This is a genomic window from Rathayibacter sp. AY1D2 (genome assembly GCF_002932695.1).
Taxonomy (GTDB): domain Bacteria; phylum Actinomycetota; class Actinomycetes; order Actinomycetales; family Microbacteriaceae; genus Rathayibacter.
Genome location: NZ_PSVX01000115.1, coordinates 1 through 2987, shown reverse-complemented (window position 1 = coordinate 2987; position 2987 = coordinate 1). Strand labels below are relative to the sequence as shown.

Genomic DNA, 2987 nt, shown 5'->3' with positions numbered 1-2987 from the left:
CTGGCCGACGTCGGCGGAGGCGGAGGGCGACCTCGCCGATCTCGCCGCGATCCTCCCGGCGCGCACCGAGCTGGTCGCCACCTGGCGCCCCCGCGACGGGGAGGAACTGCCCGAGGGGACCCTGCATCCGGCGATCGTCGCGCTCTTCGACGCCGCCGGAGACCGCGGTCTGCGGCTCGACGGGGTCGAGGTGCGGCAGACGGTGCTGGGGGAGGGGCCGGAGGACGTGGCGGTCGAGGTGTCGCTGACGGTCGCGGGGTGAGCGCAGGGCGGGAGGCGGGGCGACCGCAGTCGCCCCCGTCTCCCGGTCCCGGTGCTGCTCAGTAGGCGAACTGCCACATGTAGCGGCGTCCCTCCAGCGCGCAGCCCCGGGCCGCGGCCCAGTGGGCGGCGAGCCGGGAGACCAGCGTCGAGTACACGAGCGGTGCGACGAAGGCGCGCTGGGGCGCCGCGATGCCGGGCAGCTCGAGGTCGCGGGAGTCGACGTAGTGGGTCGTCCCGCTGTACTGGTCGAGGAAGCTCCGGGCGCGCTCGCCCATCGGCCGCGTCGCGTCCTCGGCGAGGAGGACGAGGCTCTGCGTCTCGCCGTCGAAGACCTCGAAGGGGCCCTGGAAGAACTCGTCCGCGTTGATCGTCGCGGCGTGCATCCACTGCATCTCCTGCAGGTAGCAGGAGGTGAAGGTCTGACCGGGGCCCATGAGCGACCCGGAGGTGACGAGGTAGGTCACGGGGACGTCCTTCATCGCGGCGGCCAGCTCCTCGGCCCTCGGCTCGAAGGCGGCGACCGTGGCGACCATCGCGGACGGCAGGGCGCGCAGCGCCTCGAGCCGATCCGTCACGTCCACCCCGTCGCGGCGCAGGACCGCGAGCGCGAGCAGCTGCAGCACGAGCTGCGTGCCCTGACCGGTCTGCGCGACGAAGGCGGTGTCGAGGGCGAGCGCGAGCGGTCCCTCCTGCTTGAGGGTCACTCCGACCACGGCGGCGCCGCGCTCCTGCGCCCACTCGCCGGCCCGCACGGTCTCGGGGGTCTCGCCGGTGCCCGAGAGCACGACGACGAGGGCGCCGGGGCCGACCGAGGCGGGCGCGCGGAAGAAGAACTCGTCCGAGTTGTAGGAGGCGGCGGGCGTGATCGCGGCCGTGTCGAGCAGGTACTGAGCGGCCTGGACGCCCATCAGCGATCCGCCCGCGCCGACCAGGAAGACGCGGTCGACCGCGGGGAGGGAGGCGACGTGGTCGTCGATCCGGCTCCACCCCTGCCGGCCATCGGCACGGCGGACGTCGCCGGGGAGCGGAACCTCTGCGCCACTGACCGCGTCGGGGCGACCGGATGGATCGCCGGCTGCGCGGGAGTGTCGCGGCGCTCTCGGTGCCGAGGTCAGACGGGGCTCGGCTCGACCGCGCCGACGTCGCGGTCGTATGGCGCCACTCCGGGCATACCTGTATGCTGTCACGCATGATAGATGGAGTCGGGGCACAGCTTCGAAAGGGCGTAGCCGAGTTCTGCATCCTGGGGCTGCTCGACACCGTTCCCATGTACGGGTGGGAGCTGTCCACGCGCTTGCAGGAGGTCGGTGTGATCGGGAGCATCGGCACCCTGTACCCGCTCCTGGGTCGGCTGCGGGACCGAGGCTCGATCACCGCAGTCGTCGTCCCGAGTGCGCAGGGTCCGGCTCGGAAGTACTACTCGTTGACCGACGTGGGGAAGGTCGAGCTCGGGCGGTTCAGGGCGGAGTGGCCGTCCTTCGTCGGGCAGGTGAACGAGACGATCGGAAGGGGAACGTCATGAGCACGACGACATCGCCGGCGGCGGCGCGCTACCTCGAGGAGCTGAGGATCGCATTGTCCGGCGTGCCCGCCGACCTCCGGAGTGAGATCTGGAGCGGGATCGCGGAAGAGCTGGACGGCCTCGACGACGATGCCGCCCGTGAGCGGATCGATGAACTGGGAAGTCCCTCTCGGATCGCGCAGGCCGCCGGCGGATCGCTCGCTGGGGGCGGCGGGTCGATCTTCGACCGCCCCTGGTTCGCCGTCGTCGCCTCGCTGGTCTTCGCCTTCGGCTGGCTGGTGATTCCCGGATTCGGCTGGCTCCTCGGCGCCGTCGCGATTCTCCTCTGCTCGTCCTGGACCGTCTCGCAGAAGAGGAGGGCGCTGGTGATCCCCGTCGTCGCTGCCGTGGTGGTCGGCGGGGCGATCGGGCTGTACTACTGGCTGTCGGCGATGCCGAGTTCCGGTATGACGACGTGGACGGTCCTGGCTGGTGCGTGGCTGGTCGGGGGTGGCACCAGCCTTGTTCTCGGGACGCGACTGTGCGCCCGCTTCGTGAGGACGCGGCGGGCGCACAGCGCGTTGGAGTGAGCCGGATGAGCTCTGCTCGTCAGCTCCAGCTCACCGTCGCGGCTCCTCCGGAGACCGTCAGGCGCAACTCGAAGGTCGTGTTGTAGGGGACGCCGCACATCTGCGCGTTGATGAGCATCTGCGCGCGGTTGGCGAGCGGTCGGCCGAGGTAGTTGAGCGACGAGCCACAGGCTCCCCCGATCGTCCAGGCCGGGCCCCACGGGTTGGCGGTCACCGTGTTGCTCGACAGGTTGTAGGAGGTGTAGAAGCTCATGCTCACCAGTCCGACCCAGGTGTCGATCTTGCAGCCGTTCCGCGCGGACCCGCTCACGGAGCACTCGCTGATGCCGCGCGTCTTCACGTCGGCGCCTTCTCCTCCGATGCGGACGACACTGACGGATCCGTCCTCATAGGTGGAGATCGTGTAATCGCCATCAGGACGCTTCTCCTCGACCACCTTCCTTACCGTTATTTCCGTGGATCCGGGGCAGTTGTAGGCTCCGGAACGCGCCAGGGGTCCCGGGTATGGCTGACCGCCTTCAGCCGACTGATGGCACGCCGTGATTAGCCGCCCGGGACCCCGCAACGGCAGGACCGCTCATTGAGAAACGCGACCAGATCGCCCCGTAAGGACATGCCGGCAAGGTCGTTCA

5 protein-coding genes are annotated in these 2987 nt (G+C 70.3%); 3 read left to right on the top strand and 2 right to left on the bottom strand.

The window, feature by feature from the left end; translation table 11 throughout:
- Nucleotides 1-262, top strand: a 262-nt coding sequence (locus C5D04_RS18460; RefSeq protein WP_219815049.1) for a hypothetical protein, incomplete at its 5' end; no start/stop codon positions are given.
- Nucleotides 263-320: 58 nt separating this feature from the next.
- Here C5D04_RS18460 and C5D04_RS17595 read toward each other — a convergent pair.
- Nucleotides 321-1451: an SIS domain-containing protein gene (locus C5D04_RS17595; protein WP_258068135.1), complete on the bottom strand. Its 1131-nt coding sequence runs from the start codon at nucleotides 1449-1451 to the stop codon at nucleotides 321-323.
- A gap of 2 nt (nucleotides 1452-1453) precedes the next feature.
- Here C5D04_RS17595 and C5D04_RS17590 point away from each other — a divergent pair, with 2 nt between their 5' ends.
- On the top strand, nucleotides 1454-1786 hold the full coding sequence (locus C5D04_RS17590) for a PadR family transcriptional regulator (RefSeq protein WP_104250299.1): 333 nt from the start codon (nucleotides 1454-1456) through the stop codon (nucleotides 1784-1786).
- Entirely contained in the window at nucleotides 1783-2355 is a 573-nt protein-coding gene (locus C5D04_RS17585) for a hypothetical protein (RefSeq protein WP_104266541.1), read from the top strand. The genes C5D04_RS17590 and C5D04_RS17585 overlap by 4 nt, the downstream gene beginning before the upstream one ends.
- Nucleotides 2356-2374: 19 nt before the next feature.
- Here the strand turns inward: C5D04_RS17585 and C5D04_RS17580 are convergent, their stop codons facing one another.
- The gene (locus C5D04_RS17580; protein WP_104257773.1) at nucleotides 2375-2791 is read right to left on the bottom strand and encodes a hypothetical protein; all 417 of its coding nucleotides are present in this window, start codon (nucleotides 2789-2791) and stop codon (nucleotides 2375-2377) included.
- Nucleotides 2792-2987: the final 196 nt, after the last annotated feature.